Origin of the sequence: Ensifer sp. Root558, assembly GCF_001427045.1 — a bacterium.
In the GTDB taxonomy this organism is placed as follows: Bacteria; Pseudomonadota; Alphaproteobacteria; order Rhizobiales; family Rhizobiaceae; genus Ensifer; species Ensifer adhaerens.
This window is the reverse complement of sequence record NZ_LMGC01000001.1, coordinates 939289-960485: the sequence shown is the minus strand read 5'-3', so window position 1 is coordinate 960485 and position 21197 is coordinate 939289. Positions and strand designations below refer to the sequence as shown.

Annotated in this window: 26 protein-coding genes and 1 pseudogene; 11 read left to right on the top strand and 16 right to left on the bottom strand. The window is 60.7% G+C overall.

What is annotated here, in order from left to right; genetic code table 11:
* Nucleotides 1–83: 83 nt before the first annotated feature.
* From ASD63_RS35970 to ASD63_RS04690, 11 genes and pseudogenes are all read right to left on the bottom strand, one after another.
* A pseudogene (locus ASD63_RS35970) lies at nt 84–453 on the bottom strand (short-chain fatty acyl-CoA regulator family protein); the annotation flags it as partial.
* Between the two features lie 267 nt (nt 454–720).
* The gene (locus ASD63_RS04735) at nt 721–1188 is read right to left on the bottom strand and encodes a VOC family protein (protein ID WP_060528824.1); all 468 of its coding nucleotides are present in this window, start codon (nt 1186–1188) and stop codon (nt 721–723) included.
* Complete coding sequence (gtdA, locus tag ASD63_RS04730; protein ID WP_060528823.1) at nt 1181–2236, bottom strand: gentisate 1,2-dioxygenase; 1056 nt, start codon at nt 2234–2236, stop codon at nt 1181–1183. Before gtdA ends, ASD63_RS04735 begins: the two co-directional genes overlap by 8 nt.
* Entirely contained in the window at nt 2226–3512 is a 1287-nt protein-coding gene (locus ASD63_RS04725) for an MFS transporter (RefSeq protein WP_200953432.1), read from the bottom strand. Before ASD63_RS04725 ends, gtdA begins: the two co-directional genes overlap by 11 nt.
* An 8-nt stretch (nt 3513–3520) precedes the next feature.
* Entirely contained in the window at nt 3521–4171 is a 651-nt protein-coding gene (maiA, locus tag ASD63_RS04720; protein ID WP_060528821.1) for a maleylacetoacetate isomerase, read from the bottom strand.
* Nucleotides 4168–4857, bottom strand: a complete 690-nt coding sequence (locus tag ASD63_RS04715) for a fumarylacetoacetate hydrolase family protein (RefSeq protein WP_060528820.1) — start codon at nt 4855–4857, stop codon at nt 4168–4170. The genes maiA and ASD63_RS04715 overlap by 4 nt, the downstream gene beginning before the upstream one ends.
* 19 nt (nt 4858–4876) lie before the next feature.
* Nucleotides 4877–5641 carry an SDR family NAD(P)-dependent oxidoreductase gene (locus tag ASD63_RS04710; RefSeq protein ID WP_060528819.1) on the bottom strand — a complete coding sequence of 255 codons (765 nt, stop codon included), beginning with the start codon at nt 5639–5641 and terminating at the stop codon, nt 4877–4879.
* Between the two features lie 120 nt (nt 5642–5761).
* Nucleotides 5762–6643: an alpha/beta hydrolase gene (locus ASD63_RS04705; RefSeq protein ID WP_060528818.1), complete on the bottom strand. Its 882-nt coding sequence runs from the start codon at nt 6641–6643 to the stop codon at nt 5762–5764.
* Nucleotides 6640–6978: an iron-sulfur cluster assembly protein gene (locus ASD63_RS04700; protein ID WP_060528817.1), complete on the bottom strand. Its 339-nt coding sequence runs from the start codon at nt 6976–6978 to the stop codon at nt 6640–6642. The genes ASD63_RS04705 and ASD63_RS04700 overlap by 4 nt, the downstream gene beginning before the upstream one ends.
* Nucleotides 6971–7999 carry an amidohydrolase family protein gene (locus ASD63_RS04695; RefSeq protein ID WP_200953431.1) on the bottom strand — a complete coding sequence of 343 codons (1029 nt, stop codon included), beginning with the start codon at nt 7997–7999 and terminating at the stop codon, nt 6971–6973. The genes ASD63_RS04700 and ASD63_RS04695 overlap by 8 nt, the downstream gene beginning before the upstream one ends.
* Nucleotides 8000–8144: 145 nt before the next feature.
* Nucleotides 8145–9059, bottom strand: a complete 915-nt coding sequence (locus tag ASD63_RS04690) for a LysR family transcriptional regulator (RefSeq protein ID WP_162253337.1) — start codon at nt 9057–9059, stop codon at nt 8145–8147.
* Nucleotides 9060–9317: 258 nt separating this feature from the next.
* Here ASD63_RS04690 and wrbA point away from each other — a divergent pair, with 258 nt between their 5' ends.
* The 6 genes from wrbA to ASD63_RS04660 all read left to right on the top strand — a co-directional run bounded on the left by wrbA (nt 9318) and on the right by ASD63_RS04660 (nt 13450).
* Nucleotides 9318–9917, top strand: a complete 600-nt coding sequence (wrbA, locus tag ASD63_RS04685) for an NAD(P)H:quinone oxidoreductase (protein WP_060528814.1) — start codon at nt 9318–9320, stop codon at nt 9915–9917.
* A gap of 93 nt (nt 9918–10010) precedes the next feature.
* Nucleotides 10011–10778, top strand: a complete 768-nt coding sequence (locus ASD63_RS04680) for an SDR family NAD(P)-dependent oxidoreductase (protein ID WP_060528813.1) — start codon at nt 10011–10013, stop codon at nt 10776–10778.
* 24 nt (nt 10779–10802) lie between these two features.
* Nucleotides 10803–11240, top strand: coding sequence for an ester cyclase (locus ASD63_RS04675; RefSeq protein WP_034799869.1), 438 nt, complete (start codon nt 10803–10805; stop codon nt 11238–11240).
* A 30-nt stretch (nt 11241–11270) separates the two neighbouring features.
* Nucleotides 11271–12041, top strand: coding sequence for an SDR family oxidoreductase (locus tag ASD63_RS04670; protein ID WP_034799866.1), 771 nt, complete (start codon nt 11271–11273; stop codon nt 12039–12041).
* A gap of 188 nt (nt 12042–12229) precedes the next feature.
* Nucleotides 12230–13183, top strand: coding sequence for a zinc-binding dehydrogenase (locus ASD63_RS04665; protein WP_051659514.1), 954 nt, complete (start codon nt 12230–12232; stop codon nt 13181–13183).
* A gap of 18 nt (nt 13184–13201) precedes the next feature.
* Nucleotides 13202–13450, top strand: coding sequence for a hypothetical protein (locus ASD63_RS04660; RefSeq protein ID WP_034799861.1), 249 nt, complete (start codon nt 13202–13204; stop codon nt 13448–13450).
* A gap of 401 nt (nt 13451–13851) precedes the next feature.
* Here ASD63_RS04660 and ASD63_RS04655 read toward each other — a convergent pair whose 3' ends face one another.
* The gene (locus ASD63_RS04655) at nt 13852–14766 is read right to left on the bottom strand and encodes a LysR family transcriptional regulator (protein WP_060528812.1); all 915 of its coding nucleotides are present in this window, start codon (nt 14764–14766) and stop codon (nt 13852–13854) included.
* 100 nt (nt 14767–14866) lie between these two features.
* Between ASD63_RS04655 and ASD63_RS04650 the strand changes: the two genes are divergently transcribed.
* The 3 genes from ASD63_RS04650 (at nt 14867) to ASD63_RS04640 (ending at nt 17660) form a co-directional block, all read left to right on the top strand.
* Entirely contained in the window at nt 14867–15763 is an 897-nt protein-coding gene (locus tag ASD63_RS04650) for a pirin family protein (RefSeq protein WP_034799854.1), read from the top strand.
* Nucleotides 15678–16388: an NADPH-dependent F420 reductase gene (locus ASD63_RS04645; RefSeq protein ID WP_156553104.1), complete on the top strand. Its 711-nt coding sequence runs from the start codon at nt 15678–15680 to the stop codon at nt 16386–16388. Before ASD63_RS04650 ends, ASD63_RS04645 begins: the two co-directional genes overlap by 86 nt.
* A gap of 222 nt (nt 16389–16610) precedes the next feature.
* Nucleotides 16611–17660, top strand: coding sequence for an LLM class flavin-dependent oxidoreductase (locus ASD63_RS04640; RefSeq protein ID WP_034799851.1), 1050 nt, complete (start codon nt 16611–16613; stop codon nt 17658–17660).
* Nucleotides 17661–17730: 70 nt separating this feature from the next.
* Here ASD63_RS04640 and ASD63_RS04635 read toward each other — a convergent pair whose 3' ends face one another.
* Complete coding sequence (locus ASD63_RS04635; protein ID WP_234798860.1) at nt 17731–18375, bottom strand: TetR/AcrR family transcriptional regulator; 645 nt, start codon at nt 18373–18375, stop codon at nt 17731–17733.
* 20 nt (nt 18376–18395) lie between these two features.
* Between ASD63_RS04635 and ASD63_RS04630 the strand changes: the two genes are divergently transcribed.
* Entirely contained in the window at nt 18396–19214 is an 819-nt protein-coding gene (locus ASD63_RS04630; RefSeq protein ID WP_034799841.1) for an SDR family oxidoreductase, read from the top strand.
* Nucleotides 19215–19650: 436 nt separating this feature from the next.
* On the top strand, nt 19651–20085 hold the full coding sequence (locus ASD63_RS04625) for a DoxX family protein (RefSeq protein WP_034799839.1): 435 nt from the start codon (nt 19651–19653) through the stop codon (nt 20083–20085).
* 57 nt (nt 20086–20142) lie between these two features.
* On the opposite strand, the gene ASD63_RS36560 is transcribed toward ASD63_RS04625, so the two are convergent.
* The 3 genes from ASD63_RS36560 to ASD63_RS04615 are packed head-to-tail and all read right to left on the bottom strand — an operon-like array spanning nt 20143 to nt 21186.
* Nucleotides 20143–20277, bottom strand: a complete 135-nt coding sequence (locus ASD63_RS36560) for a hypothetical protein (RefSeq protein ID WP_257785215.1) — start codon at nt 20275–20277, stop codon at nt 20143–20145.
* Nucleotides 20278–20306: 29 nt separating this feature from the next.
* The gene (locus ASD63_RS04620; RefSeq protein WP_034799837.1) at nt 20307–20591 is read right to left on the bottom strand and encodes a DUF1330 domain-containing protein; all 285 of its coding nucleotides are present in this window, start codon (nt 20589–20591) and stop codon (nt 20307–20309) included.
* A 46-nt stretch (nt 20592–20637) separates the two neighbouring features.
* Nucleotides 20638–21186, bottom strand: coding sequence for a flavin reductase family protein (locus ASD63_RS04615; protein WP_034799835.1), 549 nt, complete (start codon nt 21184–21186; stop codon nt 20638–20640).
* Between the last annotated feature and the right edge of the window lie 11 nt (nt 21187–21197).

Sequence of the window (21197 nt, the reverse complement as noted above, 5' to 3'; positions counted from 1 at the left end):
ATCCAAGCACGAATTGTTTTTTCCCGTCGTGGTAGCTCGAAGCAAATGTTCGGGAAGCACGAAGGACGACAGTTTTTCGCCCGCTGGGCGGATTGAGCAGGGATAGCTCGGCCCTTGTTGTGCTCCATTACCAGCCGCCCTTTCAAGGGTGGCACGGCGCGGCTGGCGCATTGGGTGCGCTCGCAGATGCGCCAGGAAATAGCGGTCGAATTTCAAACCGTGGAAACTGTCTGCGCAGGAAACCTCACAGCTGAGTGCCAGCACATAGTGTTGTTGCGGATGCGAAAGCCGCGACCGCCGTGCGAAACATGTCCGGCGTTTCGGCGAGCTGGCGGAAAATTCGGCCGGGATTTTCGAGGGCCCGGTGCGCGTTCCACAGCGGACAGGCGGCGCCAAAGCGGACGAATTGAAACGCGTGCCGCTGTGGTGCTTGGTGATGTTGCCCGCCCGGTCATGGATTCCGGCCGCGCCGTGCTCGACCTCCTCGAGGAGCGTCTGAGGAACCGATAGGGGAGGCCTAGCCGGAGTACTCAACCACATTGCTCCCCATTGCCGCCGTTCCGGCCGAGACCGATCCCTTCTTGCAAGAACGAGCAAAGTTCGGATCAATCAACATCTTATTCTCCGCGCGCGGGCCAACGAGCCCGACAGTCTCGAACCTCACGTTCTAAGCCTTCCATCAACACGCGAGCGGGGGGGCGAACGCCTTGGCGCTCGCTCTCAGCTGTCGTCCGGGCCCGGTTCCACGAGTTCGATCAACACGTTGTCTGGCCCTTTCAGATAGACGACGCGGCGACATGCCCAGGGACCTTTCGCCACGACCTGCGGTGGGCCGAAGGCGACCCAGCCGTGGGTCACCGCCATAGAAAGTAAGGCGTCGATACCCTTTACCACTAAGGCGATGTGTGTGGCGCCGCTGTCGCAGGCCTGGAAGGCCAGCGTTTTGCGTCCGAGCGCCGTCTTGTATTCCAAGAGTTCGACGATATGCGGTCCCTTTGCCAACATGGCAAGCGTGATCGAACCGCCACGAACGCCGGTAACGGCATGAACGAAATCACTGTCCAGAAGCTCATCGCGCCCGACCAGGTCGAAGCCGAGGACACCAATCCAGAAAGGTAACGACTTTTCGAGGGATGTGACCGTGATGCCGATATGATGCACGGCGACGCCGGACACTTCCTCACGCATTTCCGCGCTCTTCCCGGAACAGATAGAGTGCCTGCTGTACCGGGCGATCGGAGAAGGAGAAGAGCACGCTGTCCTCGTCGGCCTCATGCCGGACGTGATGCCATGACGGCACGACGAAGATATCGCGCTTACCCCATTCAATGATGGTATCGCCGATATGAGTACGGCCGCGGCCCTCGATGGGGACGAAAACGGTGGCGTCGGTCGAGCGGTAGCGGGAAGTCGTAAACCCCTTCGGCAGGAGCTGGATGAAGGTGCCTATAGTTGCCATGGCGTGGTTGCCGGTAATCGGATTGGTGTAGCGCATCTTCAACCCGTGGCACGGGTCCCAGGCGTTATGGCGGCGCATGCGTTCCAGCGCGTCGCGGGTCCGCTCGTAGGGATAGTTGAAGACAGGCGATGTGCCACTGCCGGCCCCGTGATCGACGGGAAGAAGATTGGCACCGTAACGGGCGTCGCTATCGCCGATCGGACGATCAAGCGGCTGCTCATCCCGATCGAGTTGCTCTGCGAACGACGCATCGAGGAACTGCACGATCGGAATATCGAGACCATCGAGCCAGAAGATCGGTTCTGAGCTCTGGTTGCCGTGGTCGTGCCATGCCATCGGCGGAGTGATAATGAAATCACCCTCGTGCATAATGGTCTTCTCGCCATTGACCGTCGTGTGAGCGCCGCTGCCCTCCAGCACGAAGCGCAATGCACTTTGCGTATGGCGGTGGGCCGGGGCGACCTCGCCAGGCAGCACCAGTTGCACGCCGGCATAGAGATCCGTGGTGATCTTGGATTGACCGCGCAAGCCCGGATTTTCCAGAACGAGGACGCGCCGTTCGGCCTCCTTGGCCGTGATCAAGCCACCGGCTTCGAGGATCGCCTCGCGGATCGTCGAGAAGCTCCAATGCGCCGACCGGCAAAGGCTACGGGGAGTAGGCGTGACAAGATCGGCGAGCGACGTCCACAGCGGCGTCATGTTGCTTCGACCGATCCGGTCGTAAAAGTCCTGGCGCAGAGCCTCAGTCGAAGTGGTGGGGTGAGAATTAACCGACATGGGCGCCTCCTACTGCAGCGGCCTCGGCGACGATCTTGCCACGAAGACGAACGGGGGCGGTTTCCTTCAGCAGTAGGATGACCACGATGCCGAAGCCGAGAGCATAGAGCGGAACCGCCGCCGCATGTTCGATGCCATAGTGTTTCGCAATGGTGCCTGCGATAGCTGGCGCAAAGCCGCCGCCAAAGACTTCACCGATGCCGATGACCATGCCGGAGCCCGTGGCCATCAGGCTGGCGGGCACAGATTCGGCCGTAATGGGCCCGACTGTCAGGGTGAGCAGGGCATAGAGGCTGCCCATCGCCACCATCATGCACAGGAAAAGCACCGTGACATTGTCGCCCGCGCCGCCAAAAATCCAGAAAGCTCCGAAGGCAAGCACTGCGGAAAGCAGCATGACTGGCTTGCGGCCGACCCGGTCGGACAGCGCCGGCAAAAGCAACGCTCCGATCGCCCCGCCAAACCCCATGGACGAGAGAATGAAGCCCATCTGATCCATGCTGAGATGCAGGTGATCGACGAGATAGCTCGGGAACAGCGCGGCCACCACGATGATGCAGGTCAGCCAGAAGAGCTGGCAGAGGATGGCTAGCGGGACGTTGCGGTACGAGAAGACCTCATACCAGCGATGCGTGCCAGGATCATGCGTAGTGCTGTGGGACGCAATTTCCGACGGGTTCGGCTGCTCCAGCACCCGGTGCAGCAGATAGGCGACGATTAGACCGGGAACGGCCACCATCAGGAAAATCCAGGGCCAGTCCACGACCTTGAGCAGTTGTGTCACCGCAAGCGGCGCAAGGCCAAGGCCGAGCAGCGCCGGCATGGTCTGCTGGATGCCAACGTTCAGGCCGTGGCGCTTCGGCGGCGAAGCATCCATCGTCGCGATGATACTGGCAGGTGTAAAGGCGCCTTCTGCCAGCCCCATGAGGACGCGAGCGAGCACGAGCGAGGCGAGGCCCGTCGCCAGGCCGCTGAAGCCGGCGATCAGCGAGAAGATGAAGAGCGCCGGCACGATGATCTTCTTGAAGCCGAAGCGGTCGGAAAGATTGCCCGTGAACAGCGAGGAGAGGCCCCAGGCGATCGCGAGCGCCCCGGTGATGATACCGAGGTCCTGATAGTCGAGGCCGAGATCGCGGGCGAGAACCGGCATCATCGGCACGATGATGAAGCGGTCGACGCCGACGAGGCCGAGGCCGAGCGACAAAAGCGTCACGGCTTTCCATTCATAGCCATTCGGCCGGCCGGATCGGTCAACCGTATCGTTTGCATTCGTCACGACGGGTATCATTCTGCATCCTCCTGATTTGCTGGCAGAGCCTGTTCGAAAGCGGGCAGCGACAGCGCCGTGTCCGCGATTCGTTTCACGGTGGGAAAGAGAGAGAGGTCCAAGGCATAGGTTTTGGCGTTGATGATCTGAGGCACGAGGCAAACGTCGGCGAGCGAAACTGTGTCGCCGTGACAGAACCGGCCGGTCTCGCCGTTGGCCGAAAGTGCGGCCTCCAGCGCTTGAAATCCCTCGGAGATCCAATGATTGTACCAGCGGGCGACAGCATCGTCCGGTTGGCCGAGCGGCCCCCGGAGATAATTAAGCACCCGCAGATTGTCGATCGGATGCACGTCGCAGGCGATGATTTGCGCGAGCGCGCGCACCCGTGCCCGGCCCGCGGGGTCTTTCGGCAACAGCGGCGGTTCTGGCCGTGTTTCGTCCAGATATTCCAGTATCGCCAGCGATTGCGTGAGAACCCGGCCGTCGATTTCCATTGCCGGCACCAGCCCCTGCGGATTGATCCGGCGATAGTCCGGCAGGTTCTGTTCGCCGCGCCGCAAATGATGCGGCACAGCTCTGTAGGCCAGCCCCTTGAGATTGAGGGCGATACGCACCCGAAACGATGCCGAGGAGCGGTAGTAGCCGTGGAGAGTAACGGGCGCGCTCATGTGATCGACACCCGGAGCGGCGGCAGACCGTCGATGCGGGCTTCGAGCCGGTCGCCGCTCACCACGGCGCCGACACCCTCGGGCGTTCCGGTATAGATGAGGTCGCCAGGGGCGAGGTCCATATAGCGCGACAGCCAGTGGATGATCTCATCCACCGACCAGATCAGCTTGGAAAGGCGGCTTTCCTGGCGGCGCGCGCCGTTGACGTCGAGCGTCACCGTCGCCTCCGCGACGGCATCCCACCTCGCAACCGGAACGATCTCGCCGATTGGGGCGGAGCGGTCGAAGGCTTTGCCCATGTCCCAGGGCCGGCCCTTTTCGCGGGCGGCGATCTGCACGTCGCGGCGGGTCATGTCGAGGCCGACGGCATAGCCGAAAATGTGCAATGCAGCCTCTTCGACCGAAATCTCCGCACCCGCCTTACCGATGGCGACGACGAGCTCGACCTCATAGTGGTAGTTGCCAGTCATGCGCGGATAGGGGATGTGCGCGCCGTCCAGCTCTACCGTGTCAGCGGGTTTCAGGAAGAAGAACGGCTCTTCTCGATCGACCGCAAAGCCCATTTCCTTTGCATGGGCCTCGTAGTTCCGGCCGACGCAGTAGATACGCCGGACCGGAAAGGTGCCCCCGCCGACGACCGGGACGACCGTAATGGCCGGGGGCTGGAAGACATGGCTGTTCGTCATGACGCTCTCCGTCGGGGTCTCACCAGGCGGTGAGGCCGCCATCCACCTTGATATCCGTGCCGGTGACCCAACTCGCCTCGTCGGAAACGAGGTAGACGATGGCCCAGGCGACATCCTCGGGCTTGCCGTGGCGGTCGATCATGGTGTTGGCCTTCATGGAGTCCTCGAAGCCCGGAAGGTTGTCGAAGGCGAACTGGGCAGCGGGCGTGTGGATGATGCCGGGCGAGACCGAATTGGCGCGGATCTTGTGCGGGGCGCCCTCATAGGCCATCTGGCGGGTCATTGAAAGCACGCCACCCTTGCCGGTCGAATGGGCGATGGCGCCCATGTTGCGAGTCGCGCCCCAGGCGGAAATCGATGCGAAATTGACGATACTGCCGCCGCCGCGCTTGATCATGTGCGGCCAGGCGGCGCGTACGGGCAGGAACACGATGTCGAGTTCGCCCTTCAGCGTCTTGTGCCACTGCGCCAGCGTCATGTCGGGCACGGATGCGAACTCGACGAAGCCCGCCGCCGTCACCAGCGTGTCAATGCCGCCGTATTTTTGCGCGACATAGTCCATAAGCGCTGCCGCACCGGCTTCGCTGGTGAGGTCATACGAAACGGCGTCAATCTCGAAACCGTCGGCCTTTGCGGTGGCCACGGTGCCGGCAAGCGCTTCCTGATTGACATCGACGCCGATGACGGTCGCGCCTTCCCTGGCGAATAGCAGTGCTGTTCCCTGACCGATGCCACTGGCGGCACCCGTGACGATTGCGACTTTTCCCTTGAGACGATTGGGCATGTCCTGCTCCCTGAATAGTTGGTGATGAGGTCCCTGCCCCATTTTGGGCGCAGGTATTCGCCGCCGCCGCTTCCGCGTCGGAATCGAAGTGTTGAATCGTTCGGTATTGGCCCGCCGCGGTCAGGCCGGGACGGGATGCCTGGCTTTTTCCGCCAGGAAATCGAGGAGCAGATCGCCCACCACGTCCGGCCGCTCGATGTTGGCGCAATGGCCGCAGCTCGGAATGACCGCGACCCTGCTGCCGGCAATGCGTTTTGCCACTTCTGCCGCGTAGCCGGGCAGACGCAACTTGTCTTCAGCCCCGGCGATAAGCAGCGCCGGGACGCTGATGGCCTCGTAATTGGTGGCGTCGGCCTGACCGAATTCCTTGCGTTCCGGCGCGTGGGGCGAGCGGAAACGGGCAGCCGCCACCGCCTCCCAGGCGCCCGGTGTGATGCTCAGGGCATGGCGTCGGCGCACATAATCAACGTCGTCGTGCCAGACGCTGTCTTCGAACAGCGACTGAAGGATACCGACCATGCCGTCCATACTGCCGTCATAGTCCGTGAGGCGTTTGCGCGCCGCGTTCTCAGGCATCCAGCCGCCACCGCTGATCGCGACAAGTCTCTCGATAGCAAAGCCGGGATGCTGTTCCGCTGAGATCTGCAACAGAAATGTCGCCCCCATGGAATTGCCGACGAACGAAGCCCGGCCGATCGCCAGCACAGCGAGGAAACGAGCCATATGGGCAATCATTCGCGCCCGCTTGCCCTCGAAGTCGTGGATCTTCGCCGTCTGTCCGAAGCCAAGCCAATCCGGCGCGATCACCCGGTAGCGTTCCGCGAGCCTCGGGATCAGATATTCCCAGCTTAGCTCGGCACAGCCGCCAAATTCGCCGCTGTGCAGCAGCACGACGACCGGGCCTTCGCCGGCCTCCAGGTAGTGCGTGCGGATGCCGTCGATATCGACGAAGCGGCTGCGATAGGCCTTCTCGACCGGCGGAACCTTTCCGACGGCGTTCACGGCCGCGCCTCCGGCAGCGGACGCAGGCGCCGCAGACGAGCCGTCGCATCCGGGTGCATCATGTCGGGCATCCATTGCGCCCGGCCATTCAGCGCGCAGACCACGCTCTCGACCTCCGGCAGCGCTCCCACCGCCTCTTCCACCATGGCGATGATATTGGCGGCCTGCCAGCAGACGGGGCTCGTCAGCCGAAGCGTCACACGCACCGCGCCATCATCAATGTCGATCGCCTCGATCATGCCCATTTGCCGAAGCGTGATCGGTGCGCCGGTCGCAATGGAGCACGGGTCCACCACTCTTTCGAGGGCTTCGTAGATTGCTGCCTCGTCAAGCATAGGCCACCTCCTTCATGGTCGAGAAGGGCGCCCCAACGCCAGCGCGGCGGCGCTTGGCGAATTCGTCATCCTTCGTCGCAGGAATGCGCGATTCCAGGTCGAGGCCGGTCATCCGGGCATAGTTGTCGAAGAGGATCTTCTTCTTCGCCGACCGGTCGATTTGCGGTAGGCCGGCGCCGGAGACGAGTTCGTCGGGGAAGGCGAACTTGTGCACGAACGCCTCCAGCAACGGCTGCGGATGAAACGCCATCGCGCCGGTTCCCCAGAGAATGCGGTCGATGGCATGCTGCCCACCGGGGCCAACGAGCGAAGCCATGATCTGCTGGAAGGCGGCTGGCCGGGTCGCGGCGAGCGCGCAGGTGATTTCAAGGTTGACATAGACGTTGGGGAAGCGCGCGAGTTGCCAGGCGGTTTCTTCCGCGAACGCCATTCCGCCATGGATAATTTCGAAATTGAGGTCCGGGAAGGCCATGCAGGCGCGATCGATGTCGCTGACGCGGTAGTGATCGATCGCGACGGGGCCGAGCGGAAGAGCCTTGTGGATCGCCACCACCCTGATACCCAATTCCTGCGCCCGCTGGAAAAGCGGGAAGGCCACTTCCGGGTCATCCATCTTCCAGCCCTGGATTTCCTGACCCACCCAACTATTCGGGTAGAGCTTCAGGCCGATGGGCTTCAGGATCTCGACCTGACGTTCGAGTTCGTCGAGCGCGGCGGCGCCCATCAGCGGATCGACGCCGCAATAGGTGATCATTCGGTTGGGCCAGCGCTTCTTCGCCTCGACGGCCTTTTCGAAACTGCAGAGACCATCATGAAAGGAGTAGATCGGCAAGGCGTGATATACGGCAAGGTCGGTGTCGCTTTCGACAAAAACCTGGTCTACCGTCTCCTCGATGCTCCAGTCCCGATAGAATTGCTCGCGCGTTGGGGCATAACCTGGCAATGCCGAAGCGATGACCGAGTCATAGACAAGATCGCACAAGGGTTTCGCGAAGCGATTGGCAAAATTCTTCTCATCCATATTATAAGCATGGATAACTGCATCTATTACGTTCAGGCCGTCAATCATCGGGATCCTCCCATCTCGATTTGTATTGCTTCAAGTGTTCTTCAATTTAGGATCTCCGTCCAACGAGGATTGATGACCTCGTGATCAGGATTCGAGATCAGAGCCTGCCGGCGCGCGGCGCGCTGCTGAGTGTCATCTGCACGACATCATGTGCCACCTCGCGAAAGGTCACGGCCGACGGGTTCGGTTCGTCGCCCTTCCAGGCGAGCAGCAGTTCATAAGGCGTGGAAAAGTCGGCCAGGTCGCGAAAGACGACGCCGGGCTGAGGAAGCTGCGCCACCCATTTCGGTACCAAGGTCACGCCAAGCCCAGCGCTGACGAGGGAAAGAAGCGTGTGCAACTGCCCACCTTCCTGCGTGATGCGCGGGGCAAAACCCGCCCCTGCACAGGCCGTCTTGAGCAGATCAAGGATTCGGCTGTTCATCTCCAGCGGAAAAGTCACGAAGGGCTCCGCTGCAAGCTCCGCCAGCTCGACTTTAGACTTGAGTGCCAGCACGTTCGCAGAAGGAAGGGCGACCATGAGCGGCGCCGATATCAACACCTCGGTCCTGACGGCCGCGGCAAGATGAGAGGGCGCCGGGATCATGCCGATATCGATCGTGCCCGCAGCGATAGCCTCGACCTGAACGCCGCGGTCCATGGGGATAAGCTTCAGATCGACATGCGGCCAGCGTTCACGAAAATCGCGGATGATCGGCGACAGCAGCGTCCACAGCACATTATCCACGAAGCCGATGGACAGGCGTCCGACAATGCCGCTCGCTGATGCCTTCAGCCGCCGCACCGCCTCCTCCGTTCGTTGCAGGATTTCGCGCGCCTCGGGTAGAAAAACCTCGCCCAGCAAAGTCAGGCTAACATCCTGGCGCGAACGCCGGATGAGGGTGAAACCGAGTTCGTCCTCCAAAAGCTTTAGCTGTTGGCTGATGGCCGATTGAACGACATGCGCCCGCTCGGCGGCCCTACCGAAATGAAGTTCCTCAGCCACGGCAACAAAGTAGCGAAGTCTGCGCAAATCCATGACCGGCTCCCTCGATCGCACCGCTTCTTGCGTCGTCGAGAAGGCTACACCTCTAAAAAATCGGCAACAGCGGCAAAGATTCGAGGGTTATGGTCGATTTAATAGAACGTCCGAACAAATGCAGCCATCGCTATATCGTTCGATTTTTTCGACCGTAACCAATCATTTTATTCGACTATTCCCCCAAGCGGTTCGATGCGAGTTTGTTCCCAAGCCGCAAGGGCGACTGCCTCAAATCAAAGGAGAACAAAAATGGCGAAGGTACTGGTCCTTTATTATTCGACCTACGGACATATCGAGGCGATGGCCTATGCCATCGCGGAAGGCGCCCGCAAGACTGGCGCTCAAGTCGATGTCAAGCGGGTCCCCGAGACTGTTCCGGAGGAGATTGCCCGCAACAACCATTTCAAGCTCGACCAGACAGCACCGATCGCCACCGTCGCGGAACTTGCGGATTACGACGCCATCGTCGTCGGTACCGGCACCCGTTTCGGTCGCATCTCTTCACAGATGGCAGCCTTCCTTGATCAAGCCGGCGGCCTCTGGGCGCGCGGTGCCCTGAACGGCAAAATCGGCGGCGCCTTCTCCTCCAGCGCCACCCAGCACGGCGGGCAGGAGACCACCCTGTTCTCGATCATTACCAATCTCCTGCACTTCGGCATGATGATCGTCGGCCTTCCCTATAGCCACCAGGGCCAGATGAGTGCCGAGGAGATCGTCGGCGGTGCCCCGTATGGTGCAACCACGGTGGCCGGCGGCGACGGATCGCGCCGGCCGACCGAAATTGACCTCGCCGGCGCCCGTCACCAGGGCGAACTGGTGGCTGCCGCGGCCATCAAGGTCTTCGGCTAAGCCGATCGGCGGGAGGTTCGCGCCTCCGGCCCCACTCCACACCAACAATCAACCGGAAACATCGTCCCGCACGGGCGGGCGAGGAGCGAAGCCATGTCTGCGGATTTCGACGGCAAAGTGGTACTGGTCACCGGTGCAGGCTCGGGGATCGGCCGGGAGGCGGCACGGCTGTTTGCCGAGTGCGGCGCGCATGTTTTCGCGGCCGACCTCAACTTGGACGGCCTTGAGGAAACCAGGGACATCTCCGCAGCCGGGAAAATCGAGATCTTCGGTGTCGACGTTTCGAGCGAAGAGCAGGTGAGGGCCTTCCTTGCGCGCATCGAAAAGGATGCGGGACGGCTGGATGCAGCATTCAACAATGCCGGCATCACCGGCGGCACCTACCGCATCGAGGACTACCCGATCGAGGATTTCGACCGGGTGCTGACCGTCAATCTGCGCAGTGTCTTCCTCGGCATGAAATATGAGCTTCCGCTGATCGCCAAGACCGGCGCCGGCGCGATCACCAACACCGCCTCCGTTGCCGCGCTGACCGGACCTGGCGGCATGAGCGCCTATGCCGCCTCCAAACACGGCATCCACGGCCTCACCCGCGTCGTGGCGATGGAAAACGCCAGCCGCAATATCCGCGTCAATGCACTCGCGCCCGGCTGGACCGAAACGCCGATGGTCGTGTCCAACAGCGCCCAGAACCCGGCTTTCGCCGATCTTGCACGGAAAGCCATCCCCGCCAAGCGGGGCGGACAGCCGCGCGAGCTCGCCGAAGTGGCCGTGTGGCTGAGCTCCCCGGCCGCAAGCTACGTCTTCGGCCAGATGATCGTCGTCGATGGCGGCATGACCATCGGCGGCTTCGAACTTTGACCCCTGACATCGAAGGATAAGACCATGACCAGAAGTGCAGAAAGCGAAGCGGCGATCGCAGTGGTCCGCCGGAACACCGAAGAGGTGCAAGGAAAGGGCAATTTCGCCATCTTCGACGAAGTCTTTTCGGAGGATTTTCTCGATCACACGCCGCAGCCAAACATGGTGCCGGACAAGGAAGGCGTGCGCGGCCTCTATGCCGGCCTGCGCAAGGCTTTTCCGGATTTCCATGCGGTCATCCACTGGCAAACGGCCGACGGCAATCTCGTGACAACCTTCAAGACCTACTACGGCACCCACAAGGGAACCTTCCTCGGCATTGAACCAACCGGCAAGACGATCCAGTTCGAGACGGTGGATGCCATGCGCGTCGTCGACGGCAAGATCACCGAACACTGGGGCGTCGCCAATCTCTATTCGCTCGTCGGCCAGCTCGGCCTCCAGCTTCAGCCGAAGGGCTGAGCCATCCCATTTTTCTGAAGGAACAGTGCCATGAGTGACATTCTGAAGAACAAGGTGGTCATCGTGACCGGCGCGTCAAGCGGCATCGGCCGCGCCATCGCCATCCGCGCCGCCGAACACGGGGCGAAGGCCGTGATCGTCGCCGACATCACCGAGGCCCCGCGCGAAGGCGGCCGGCCTACGGTCGAGGAGATCGAGGCGATCGGCTCGGCCGCCCGCTTCGTCAAGACCGACGTCAGCAAACGCGCCGACAACGATGCGCTCGTCGAAGCCTCGGCCGAGTTCGGCGGCGTCGACGTCATGGTCGCCAATGCGGGCATTACGCTCCGCACCGATGGCGCCGACGTGCCGGAAGACGACTACCACCGCCTGCTGTCGATCAATCTCGACGGCCCGCTGTTCGGCGCGCAGGCCGCTGCCAGGCAAATGAAGGCGAACGGCAAGGGCGGCAGCATTGTGCTGATGGCCAGCATGGGCGGCATATCCGGCGCCGGAATCACCGTGGCCTATTCCACCAGCAAGGGCGGCGTCGTGCTGATGGCAAAATCGCTTGCCGACGCGCTCGGCCCGGACGGTATCCGCGTCAACGCGGTCGCACCTGGCACGATCGACACCGAGCTTTTGCGCACTAGCCCCGGCATTGCCGAGGCTTCAGAAGGCTTTCGCAAGCGCACCCCGCTGCGCCGCCTCGGCCAGCCCTCCGAAGTGGGCGACGCTGTGGCCTATCTCGGCTCGGACCTCTCCAGCTACGTCTCGGGCATCGCCCTCCTCGTAGATGGCGGCCTGCTGGCCGTCCTCTGACCCATAAGGGAATCGGCGATAAAACGCCGAACGTGCTGGTTCATCAGGACATTGCCGTCCGGTGCCAGGCTTGGGCCAGCTCGGCATTCGAGGGCTAGAACCCCGAGGCCGGCCGTCTCAGGCGACGGCAAACCCTCATCATTTGAATCCGCTTGGCGGCAGGTCATGCCTGCCTAATGGAGAAGACCATGTCCTACGTCGTCAAATACAGCCAGTGGGGCGGCCCGTCCGTCCTGCGCATCGAGCAGGAAAATGCCCGCGCCCCGGGCGTCGGCGAGGTTCTGATCAAACAGGAAGCCATCGGCGTGAACTTCGTCGATACCATGTTCCGGGATGGAACGTTCAAGGTCGCCCTGCCTGCCGTCGCCGGCGTGGAGGGTGCCGGCACTGTGGAGGCGGTCGGACCGGGCGTCACCCGCTTCGCCGCTGGCGACCGGGTCGCCTACTTCTTCGCCCCCGGCAGCTATGCCACCCAGCGCATTGTCAGCGAAGACGTCCTCGTGAAGGTGCCCGACGACATCTCCGCAGAGAAGGCAGCGACAATCCTTACGAAGGGCCTCACCGCGTGGATGGCGATCAATGCCATGGCGAAGCCCGACAAAGACGACCGCGTGCTCGTTCAGGGCGCGACGGGCGGCGTCGGCAATCTGCTTGCCCGCTGGCTGAGGGCGCGCGGCATAGCGGTCATCGGAACCGGTTCGAGCCGCAAGCTCGCCGATCTGGAGCAGGCGGTCGACCATGCGTTTGCATATGAAACACTCGCGCTTAACGACCACATCCGCAGCCTCGCTCCCAATGGCGTCGATGTCGTTTATGAATTGGTGGGAGCAACGACTTTCGCATCGACGCTCGGCTCCATCCGTGACGGCGGGACGATCGCCGTGATCGGCGCCGCATCCGGTGGCGCCGCCATCGACGAGGCGGAACTCAGCCGTCGCGGCATTCGCCTCGTGCGCGGCAGCACCGGGCAGCATGTGACGAAGGCCAACCTGCAATCCGCTGCCGACGAGGTGTTCGATGCCTGGCGCACCGGTGTGTTCGGTAAGATCAGCGCGCGGAAATATCCGCTCTCCGAAGCGCAGCGCGCCCATGCCGACATTCTCGAACGCCGCAGCAGCGGTCCGATGGTGCTTATCCCTTGATGCTCGGAGGAAACCGTCATGTCCGATTGTGACAAACTTCATCCCGCCTTCCGGAATCTCGAGACGATCGAGGAGGCCCACCGCCGGCGCCTCAGCCCGTCGCTGGTGGAAGCTGTGGCGATGGCTGTCGTCCTGCTGCTGTTGCTAGCGACCAACTTCGATCGGTGGACCGGCAGTGCCAATGCCCCCTCAAAGGTCGCCGTTATCCACGAGAATGCGCTTGAACTCGATGATTGCCGGGCCGCTTTCCTGCCCGGCGACTGCTAAAGACAGCGATGGCGTCGCCTCGGAACGTGACGCCATTTTACCATGCGCCCTCTAGACCGAGCACCTGCCTTCGGCTGCAAAGGCACGGTTGCCGCGGTGATGCAAGCTACGCCTTGCGCTCAGTCTCGATCCATAACCGCTCAGTATCCAGAATGAAGAGGTTATGGGCTTCACGGGCATCGACTGCGCATTCCATGCTGGCAAGGCACTCCTCGATCAGCGGCACGGCCGGGCTTCGGCGTCAGGCCGAAACATTTGAACTTGTCGACTGCCCAGCCCGTTCAATTGCGAACCAGGCATCTCTTCTGCTCATTGAGGACGTCGTTCCCCATATCGAGAATGACAGTACGCTCGTGCCCACGCCAAGCGGTCGAAGCCGGAAGAGGGGGTCAACGCGTCTGCTAAGCAGCGGCGATGGGCTCATCCACATCCTGACTTCGGAAATGGTCAACCAGGAAACTGGCCGCAGGGCCAGGGGGCGCATCAGTGCGATACACTGCCTGAAGGCGATAGGGGCCGCCTTTGCAATCGGGAAGGTCAAGCTGCACCAAACGACCCGCCACGATGTCATCACGTACCATCGGCTCGGGCATGTTGCCCCAACCAATGCCCTCTTTGAGAAGCATATGCTTTGCGCCCAGGTCGGCCAGACGCCACGTGTGATTTCCGACAACAGCAAACTCATGTCCCTGAGTGAGCGGAGACCTGTCGGTCAGGACCAACTGAATGTGTCTTCGTGCGGCTCCGGGCGGATGTGAACCGCCCGCCAGCGGATGGTCACGCGAGGCCACCGGTATCAGTTTGACGAACCCCACGCCGATGCGTTCAAGCCCGGCGATTTCGACATCGAGCGGGCCGCTAATGCCGATCCCGGCGTTTCGGTTCAGCACCATCTGGGTGACCGCTCCGAGCGCCTCAACATACAAGCGAAGCGATACGCTCGGGAACTCCTTCCGAAACGCCTTCAGCGCATCCATGACGCGCGCGGCGGGCAGCATGACATCAAGTGCGAGGTGAACCTCCGGCTCTACGCCGCGAAGCATGCTCTTCACTTTGGCGCGGAGGTTATCGATGCCATGAGCAACGCTCTTCGCCTCAGCAAGGACTGTCCTGCCCTCCAAGGTTAGCTGCGGCTTCTTCGTCGATAGCCGATCGAACAGCATCACGCCCAGTTGCGCTTCAAGATTGGCGATCGTGTAGCTGATGACCGAGGTGGCTCGGTTAAGCTTGCGGGATGCGGCCGCGAAACTCCCGGTTTCAACCACGGTGATGAACACTTTTAGCTGATCCAGCGTCGGCTGGCCGGGATCTGACATTTCGAATTCCTCGATCGTTTCCGCCGAAATTATCTGAGTTTTCCGAAACGTCTAGTGGACTTATTTTCAGCTCATCGAAATTCAACCGTCGGAGCTGACGATGTCCTATTTGTCGAACGCTGATATCGAACAGGTGATCTTGCCTTCGAGCCGAGACCTTGGAGGTTTCTCTGTCCGCCGCGCGCTTCCTTCGGCCATGCGCCAGATGGTTGGTCCGTTCATATTTCTCGACAGTTTCGGACCGGTTCGTTTTGGGGCCGGCGAGGGGATCGATACCCGCCCCCATCCGCACATTGGACTATCGACCCTCACCTATCTTCTCGAAGGCGAACTGCTGCATCGTGACAGTGAAAGCTACGTACAATCGATCAGCCCGGGCGAAGTCAATCTGATGGTGGCCGGCTCCGGCATTGTTCACTCTGAACGCACGCCGGAGCACATTCGCAAGGACGGAGGGAAGCTCGCAGGCCTGCAGAGCTGGATTGCTCTTCCGAAACAGTCCGAAGAGACGACACCACGTTTCCAGCACCTAAGCGTCAACGAATTGCCGACGGTCAGCGGCGAGGGCATCAACATGAAGCTTCTCGCCGGCACCCTGCACGGCCGGCGCGCACCCACCACCACCTTCTCTGATCTGTTTTCCGCCGACATTCAGCTTCAGGCCGGCGCCCGCTACAGGATCGATGGCGAGCATATCGAGCGAGCGATCTTCGTTGTCGACGGTGCAATCGAGATCACCGGTCAGGACGGGACCCACGGGCCTGACCGTCTGATCGTGTTCAAGCCCGGCGCAGAAATCGTAGTGAAGGCGAGGCAACCATCCCGGTTCCTTGCGTTTGGAGGAGAACCGCTTCCGGAAAAGCGTTTCATCCGCTGGAATTTCGTAGCCACCGATCAAGATCGCATCCGCCATGCCGCCAATCTATGGCGCGAACGGCAATTCCCCGGCGTGCCGGGAGACGACGAGTTCATTCCCCTCCCCGACAACTTCAACTGACAATCGCAGCATATCAAGGAGAACGACTATGACGACATATGCAATCATTGGTTCTGGCGCGATCGGCTCTGCACTGGCAGAACGTTTCCACGCCGCAGGCATCGATGCCGTTATCGCCAACACACGCGGTGCGGCTTCGCTTCAGACGATCACCGACAAGTTTGGCAGCACGGTGAAGGCTGCGGAACTGGAGCAAGCTCTTCATTCCGACGTCATTATTTTGGCAGTGCCGTATGATGCTGTACCGCAAGTCGCTAAGAGAAAATCGGACTGGGAAGGCCGCATCATTGTAGATGCGACGAACGCTATCGATTTTCCTGCGTTCAAGCCGCGCGATCTCGGCGGCCGCCTGTCTTCGGAAATTGTCGCCGAACTGTTCCCCGGTGCTGAGCTCGTGAAGGCGTTCAACACGCTCCCGGCCGCTGTTCTGGCTGCGGATCCGGTCAAGGAAAGCGGTAGACGCGTGTTGTTCCTTTCCGGAAACTTTCAGGAAGCGCGCACGACGGTCGCTGACCTGATCGCTCGCCTTGGTTTTGCGCCTTCCGATCTCGGCAGCTTCAAAACTTCTGGCTCTCTGCAGCATTTCGGACAGCCGCTCGTCGCGTTGACCCTGCTGAAGGATTGAAGAATGGAGCCGCCCGCCCGTCGGGCGGCTCTCCCCCGCACTCAGGCTCCGAAAGCCAGGCCGAGACCGAACCGCGCAACTCTCATGTAGAGCTTTTCGATCATTTCCAGCCTCATGATCGGAGATTAGGCCGATCGACCTGGAGATTGGAATTCTTATGTTCCAAAGCGAGGTCGTGACCTTCAATCCGGCGCGACTGGACAGGCGTCGAAAGGAAACAAAATGAAAACCACGAACATCGAGTTCGGTCTGGACACCTTCGGGGACGTTACCCTTGATAACGCCGACCAGCCGGAACATCACGCGCAAGTCATCCGCAATCTTGTCGAGGAGGCCATTCTTGCCGATCAGCTCGGCATCGACTTCTTTGGTATTGGCGAGCACCACCGTGAAGATTTTGCCGTGTCCGCCCCCGAAATCGTGCTTGCGGCGATCGCCGGCGTGACCTCCCGCATAAAGCTGGGTTCCGCCGTGACGGTGCTGAGTTCGGATGACCCCATCAGGGTCTTCCAGCGCTTTTCCACCCTCGATGCTGTTTCGAACGGTCGTGCCGAAGCGATCCTCGGCCGCGGTTCCTTTACCGAGTCCTTTCCGCTGTTCGGTTTTTCACTCAGCGACTACGAAACTCTCTTTCAGGAAAAGCTGGACCTGTTTTCCGACCTGCTGGAGCAGAGGCCGGTAAGCTGGTCCGGGACCACCCGGCCGCCATTGAGCGAGCAGAGCGTGTTCCCGCACGTGGAAACCGGTCGACTGAAGACATGGATTGGCGTCGGCGGCAGTCCCAACTCCGTGATACGCGCTGCGCAGTACCGGCTGCCTCTGATGCTCGCCATCATCGGTGGAAGCCCATATCGCTTCAAACCCTATGTCGATCTCTACCACGAGGCGACACGAAAGCTCGGCTTTGAACCGCTGCCCTTTGGCATCCATTCGCCTGGGTACATCGCCGACAGCGACGAGCAAGCAAGGGACGAGTTCTGGCCGCACTATCGAGCGATGCGCGACAGAATAGGAAAAGAACGCGGTTGGGGCCCAATTACCATGGACGAATATGTCGCAGAGATCGAGAACGGTTCGCTCTATGTCGGATCAGCGGAGACGGTGGCGGCAAAGCTGGCTCCCGTTCTCCATACTTTGGGGGCTGAACGGTTCCAGCTTAAATACAGCGCGGGAACGCTTCCTCACACATATCTCATGCAAAGCATCCGACTGTACGGCGAAGAAGTGATCCCCGCCGTCAAGGCGCAACTCGCCAGCAAAGAAGCGGCGTGAGCTATCCCGACGGGATTGGTGACACCTGATAAACCGCCAGGCGTCGCCGCATGCTGCTCCTTGGCGGGGATCAACTGATGGCTTTGGCAGCCAATCTGGCAAGCCCTTCCAGCCGTTCGCGACCGGCCCCGTCGCGGGCCTGTACTGCCATGCCTTGAATAACCGCGGAAAGATAAACTGCCCTGTCAGCGGCGGCTTCCTCATCGAGCCAGCGCTGCAGCTTTCCTGCGAGCAACGCTGTGAAGGCCGTTCGACGTTCGGAAAGCTGCGCTGCAATCTCGGCGTGATCCGGATGACTTGTCAGCATGCCCATGTTGAGCATGCAGCCCGCTTCGGTGGACGGATCGCTCAGGCCGTGTGCCGTTGCGATAAGGAGAGCAAGCACTGCATCGTCAGCAGTCTCGTATACATCCATGAAGGAGAGATCCGTGGCGCCTCGCAGGCTTCGATATCTGTCGACGGCTTCGAGATAAAGCGCGCTCTTGTTTCCGAACGCAGCGTAAAGGCTGGGTGCCGCAACTCCCATGGCAGCGGTGAGTTGTTGGAACGAGACACCTTCATAGCCGTGTCGCCAAAACAGCCGCATCGCGGTCTCCAATGCCGCGTCACGATCAAATTCTCTAGGGCGACCGCCACCGGGTGATTTCTTAGGTTTCATAACGGTCATTAAATAATGTTTGACAGCGATCGTCAAGCTGTGTTGTTTAACGATCATTATAAAACATGGAGCGATATATGACCAACCATGAAAAGCCAGTGGCTCTCGTCACCGGTGCGTCCTCCGGCATCGGCGCTGGGTATGCCGACCGCCTTGCACACCGGGGATATGATCTCATTCTGGTCGCCCGACGACTGGATCGGCTCGACAAACTCGCAACTGACCTTTCCTGTCGACATGGTTCAAACGTGGAGGTTCTCGAGGCCGATCTCACAACGGAATCCGGTATCACAAAGGTCGAGAATACCCTGCGTTCAGACAGTCGCATCACACTGCTCGTGAACAACGCGGGAAATGGAAAGCTCGGAACAACAACGGACATTTCGCATGAAGATTCGATCTCCATGATCGCGCTGAACGTGACCGCTTTGACGCGGTTGACACGTGCAGCCCTTCCCAACTTTATCGCCCGCGACAGCGGCGCGATCATCAATATCGCTTCGGTGATGGCGTTACATTCCCTGCCGATAACATCGCTCTACAGCGCGACGAAAGCATTTGTCCTAAGCTTCAGCCGGGGCCTTCAGGAAGAATTGGCCGGAACCGCGGTGAAGGTGCAGGTGGTGCTGCCTGCCGGGACCGCAACGGAGTTCTACGACCATGCGGGCATCCCTCTTTCAGCATTTGATCCAGACGTGGTCATGACGACCACAGACCTCGTTGACGCGGCCCTTTTGGGCCTCGACAAAGGTGAACTCGTGACAATGCCGTCGGTAGAGGACCTTGAGCTTTGGGCTTCTTTCGATGTAGCACGAAACAAGCTTTTTGCAGCGACGCAAAGCGGGAAGCCGGCATCACGCTACCAGGTTGCTTCGGGCGGCTCCTCCGAATTATAGCCTGACCTTGTGCTGAGGATCAGGCAACTGCCTTCCACTTTGCCCTGCACGGAGCCGCCTCACCGCGGCTCCGCTTCTGGTCCGGGTACGCGTAGAATCAGGCAATCTACCCGGACTCCATTCTATCGCGGGCGCGCGCACAAGGAGAATCTCTCGCCATGGGCAGCACACTTGCTGACCGCTTCCTAAACCGAGGAGCTTACCCGTGACGAAACTCAAAATATTGATCTTCATTATCTCAGCACGACAACGAAACTGAACTTCAGGACCCTCCGATCGGACGCGCGCCTTCCCAGCGCGGGTTTTTCTGCGGCATCGTTCGAGATTATCGACGATAATGCGCGAGAATATCCGGCTTTTTCGTCCGATCTCAAGATGGCAGTTTCTCCTCACGACGCAGCCACGGCGGCTGCGCCCCAACACAGGAGAAACGTCGATGTCTTATTCCGATGCAATCGCTGAGCGCGCTGAAACTCTTTCCAAGTCGCTCCTCATTAATGGCGTGGCCCCGCTCGCCGGCCGTGTTCTTCTTGCCGCCATCTTCCTACTTTCCGGCATCAGCAAGATCTCGGACCCGGCCGGAACGATCGGCTATATCAATATGGTCGGCCTGCCCTTCCCCTCGCTGTCCTATGGCGCGGCAGTCGTGACGGAGATCGTCGGCGGCGGGGCGCTGATCCTCGGCTTCCAGACCCGCATCGTTGCCCTGGTCCTGGCTCTGTTCAGCATTGTCACCGCGGTGACGTTCCACAACAACCTCAGCGACCTGAACCAGTTCATCCACTTCTTCAAGAATATCGCCATGGCCGGTGGTCTGCTGCAGGTCGTCGCGTTCGGCGCGGGTCGCCTCAGCCTCGACGCTCGCCGCTAACCTCGCATAAGCCGCAAAAGAGCCCGGGCCTTCCCCCGGGCTCTTTTCGTTCGATGGTCAGCAGCTATGCAGATAGCGCCGAGCGCTGCTGAAACCCTCGGATCTCAACATCGGTGACACAAAGGTCAGGCACCATCGCAAGGAAATATCGGGCTTTGCCTTGAAGAAGGCCACATTGGTCAGTTCGGCCATTTTGATAGTCCTTACCGAGTTGACAGACTTCAGGCGCCCGCGATCGCGATGATCCTCGATTTGGCAGCAGCCTGGCGCTGGGCTGCAAGTGGTTGATATTCTTGCGATGCGAACAACTGGCTGATCGCTTCTTTGTCCGGGAATTCAATGATCAGCATGTTGGTGGCTTCCCAGTCTTCGAGTGCAAGTGGCGTGGCGTCGAGAGCGATCAGGCGGCCGCCTGCTTTGGCAACAAGCGGCAATGCCTTGGAACGATAGTCTTCGATCGAATTCATATCGTGAATATCGAGGTCGACGACGAGATAGGCAGACATAGGGTTTCTCCTCTAATTTCGGTTTCGAATGAGGCGGCCGACGCCCTCAGGGCAGATGGCGCCACTTGACCATACGGTCCTTGAGATCGAGCGTTCCGCCGTCGACGGTGAAGGTGCCGTCGCCCCGGTGGTGAAGTGTTCGACGCTCCTTGCGGGTTTCGTTCACCCATAGGCGCTTGGCTTCCAGGATGAACAGGTTGTACGGCTCGACGTTGCGCCGATCGACCACCACGCATTCGATGTTCACCAGGCAGTCGGCGATAAGAGGCGCGGACACCTCCTTCGCCTTTTCGGTGCGCAGTCCAAAACGCTGAAACTTGTCAACGCTGTCGCCCGAGCAGTTCCCCACATCGACAACCGTCTCGGCGAGGTCGAGACCCGGAACGGCGATGACACACTCGCCCGTCGCCAGAATTGTCTCGAAGCTATGGTCCCACGGCCCGATGATGCAGCCGATCAGCGGCGGCGCGTGCTGGATCATCATATGAAAGCCCATCGTCATGACGTTTGGCTTTCCCCGATCGCTGGTCGTTACCATAACGATCGGGCCTGGCTCCAGCACACGGTAGGTTTGTAGTGCGGATACCTCTTTCATCCTACTCTCCC

Coding starts and splice junctions, on each gene's coding strand:
- ASD63_RS04620 (WP_034799837.1), bottom strand. CDS start 20,591: ATGTCTGCCTATCTCGTCGTCGACCTCGATATTCACGATATGAATTCG.
- gtdA (WP_060528823.1), bottom strand. CDS start 2,236: ATGTCGGTTAATTCTCACCCCACCACTTCGACTGAGGCTCTGCGCCAG.
- ASD63_RS04670 (WP_034799866.1), top strand. CDS start 11,271: ATGAGTGACATTCTGAAGAACAAGGTGGTCATCGTGACCGGCGCGTCA.
- ASD63_RS04645 (WP_156553104.1), top strand. CDS start 15,678: ATGCCGCCAATCTATGGCGCGAACGGCAATTCCCCGGCGTGCCGGGAG.
- ASD63_RS04650 (WP_034799854.1), top strand. CDS start 14,867: ATGTCCTATTTGTCGAACGCTGATATCGAACAGGTGATCTTGCCTTCG.
- maiA (WP_060528821.1), bottom strand. CDS start 4,171: ATGAGCGCGCCCGTTACTCTCCACGGCTACTACCGCTCCTCGGCATCG.
- ASD63_RS04635 (WP_234798860.1), bottom strand. CDS start 18,375: ATGATCGTTAAACAACACAGCTTGACGATCGCTGTCAAACATTATTTA.
- ASD63_RS04665 (WP_051659514.1), top strand. CDS start 12,230: ATGTCCTACGTCGTCAAATACAGCCAGTGGGGCGGCCCGTCCGTCCTG.
- ASD63_RS04655 (WP_060528812.1), bottom strand. CDS start 14,766: ATGTCAGATCCCGGCCAGCCGACGCTGGATCAGCTAAAAGTGTTCATC.
- ASD63_RS04630 (WP_034799841.1), top strand. CDS start 18,396: ATGACCAACCATGAAAAGCCAGTGGCTCTCGTCACCGGTGCGTCCTCC.
- ASD63_RS04700 (WP_060528817.1), bottom strand. CDS start 6,978: ATGCTTGACGAGGCAGCAATCTACGAAGCCCTCGAAAGAGTGGTGGAC.
- ASD63_RS04680 (WP_060528813.1), top strand. CDS start 10,011: ATGTCTGCGGATTTCGACGGCAAAGTGGTACTGGTCACCGGTGCAGGC.
- ASD63_RS36560 (WP_257785215.1), bottom strand. CDS start 20,277: ATGGCCGAACTGACCAATGTGGCCTTCTTCAAGGCAAAGCCCGATATT.
- ASD63_RS04695 (WP_200953431.1), bottom strand. CDS start 7,999: ATGGATGAGAAGAATTTTGCCAATCGCTTCGCGAAACCCTTGTGCGAT.
- ASD63_RS04615 (WP_034799835.1), bottom strand. CDS start 21,186: ATGAAAGAGGTATCCGCACTACAAACCTACCGTGTGCTGGAGCCAGGC.
- ASD63_RS04625 (WP_034799839.1), top strand. CDS start 19,651: ATGTCTTATTCCGATGCAATCGCTGAGCGCGCTGAAACTCTTTCCAAG.
- ASD63_RS04640 (WP_034799851.1), top strand. CDS start 16,611: ATGAAAACCACGAACATCGAGTTCGGTCTGGACACCTTCGGGGACGTT.
- ASD63_RS04675 (WP_034799869.1), top strand. CDS start 10,803: ATGACCAGAAGTGCAGAAAGCGAAGCGGCGATCGCAGTGGTCCGCCGG.
- wrbA (WP_060528814.1), top strand. CDS start 9,318: ATGGCGAAGGTACTGGTCCTTTATTATTCGACCTACGGACATATCGAG.
- ASD63_RS04715 (WP_060528820.1), bottom strand. CDS start 4,857: ATGACGAACAGCCATGTCTTCCAGCCCCCGGCCATTACGGTCGTCCCG.
- ASD63_RS04710 (WP_060528819.1), bottom strand. CDS start 5,641: ATGCCCAATCGTCTCAAGGGAAAAGTCGCAATCGTCACGGGTGCCGCC.
- ASD63_RS04660 (WP_034799861.1), top strand. CDS start 13,202: ATGTCCGATTGTGACAAACTTCATCCCGCCTTCCGGAATCTCGAGACG.
- ASD63_RS04735 (WP_060528824.1), bottom strand. CDS start 1,188: ATGCGTGAGGAAGTGTCCGGCGTCGCCGTGCATCATATCGGCATCACG.